Origin of the sequence: Pseudomonas weihenstephanensis (assembly GCF_001043055.1) — a bacterium.
GTDB lineage: Bacteria > Pseudomonadota > Gammaproteobacteria > Pseudomonadales > Pseudomonadaceae > Aquipseudomonas > Aquipseudomonas weihenstephanensis.
On sequence record NZ_JYLF01000023.1, the window covers coordinates 1 to 1,367 of the forward strand.

1 protein-coding gene is annotated in these 1,367 nt (G+C 45.4%); it reads right to left on the reverse strand.

The features are described from left to right. Positions 1-1,367 (reverse strand): recombinase family protein (locus TU86_RS22025; protein WP_048366442.1); only part of this gene is annotated, 1,367 nt, incomplete at both ends.

Sequence of the window (1,367 nt, forward strand, 5' to 3'; positions counted from 1 at the left end):
TTCAATCGGCCTTCTTCTGTTTCGTATAGGGCTATTATGTCTTCGTAGGTGGTGATTTCGAGCGTTTCCGCTTCGATTGCTAACGTGCCTTCAAGTTTTTGGATCTCGCTTTCTAACACGGTGATCCGTGCTTCGCTATCGGCCACACGCCTGATAAATGTATTTGGAATTATTCCGTCAAACTGAGCTAGCGAAGCCTCTAACATCTCCAATGTGGTTTTTTCGGTTGTTAGCTTGGCTTTCTTGGCTCGTATTTCTTCTTTTGGTGCCGAAGTATCACGAACGGAAAAGAAACGGCTGAATGCGTCGTTTACGGTGTCCATTTGCTTATATTGGTCTTGGCTGAACCAAGTGAAGTCTTTTCGCTTCTTGTCTGTCCGCTCGTCAATGTAACGATTTTCCGATAATTGGCTAACGAAAGCGAGGAATGTGCCGAAAACAAGCTCAAATCTAATTCTGTTACTACATTCGCATACTCGTTCGGCTCTGTTAGAGCAAACAAGGTAGGCGTAACGTTTTTTCTCGGTTCCTAATATTTGTAGGTTGAAAATCATTCCGCATTTATGTTCTTCGCATTGGATGCAGTGCCGGAAAATATTGTAGTGGTGGGGGGTTCTACGTCCGTATTTTCGCCCGGTTAATCTGGTTTTCATCGCTGCAACGGCTGCACTGAATTCTATTTCATCAATGATTTTTGGAAAATAATTAGGGACATAACGGTCAAACGCTTTAGTGCCGTTCTCGTTGCGTCGTTGCAAACGTAGCACGCCAATTGGGCTTTTGCTGTTTATAAGTTGAAGGACTGCTGTTCTAGTCCAACGGCGTTTTGAATGTTTATTTACTTGCTTAACGCTCTCCAATACTCCAACGTGTTTGAGTAGGTCGAAAATCTGGCGAATTTCTTGGGCTTCATCTTCAACGATGATAAAAGATTGACTTTGCTCATCAAAGCGAAAGCCGTAGGGGCATCGTTTACCTATAACGTTGGTTTCTGCAGTGTCTCGCTTCTTTACCCACACGGATTTCAGGCGTTTGCTCTTGGTGTCGCTTTCTTCGTGTGCCCGTTTTGCGATTACACCTACTAGGATCAAGGTTTCGAGGTCGCGGCTTGGATCGTCGTAGGAATATGTCTTGTTGTCGAAAACGGTGTGTAGTCGCACGCCTTTTTTGAGAATTGACTGGATTAGATCAACGGAGTCGGTGAGTTTCTGGCGGGTTAGTCGGTCGATTGATTCGACAATGATGTAGTCGCCATGCTCAATTTCTCCACTCTCTATCCTGTCCAACAACCCTTTTAACTGGCCGATCCGGGCGTTTGCACCACGGAATGCACTGATCCCCTTGTCGATAACGGTTTCGACCACGGG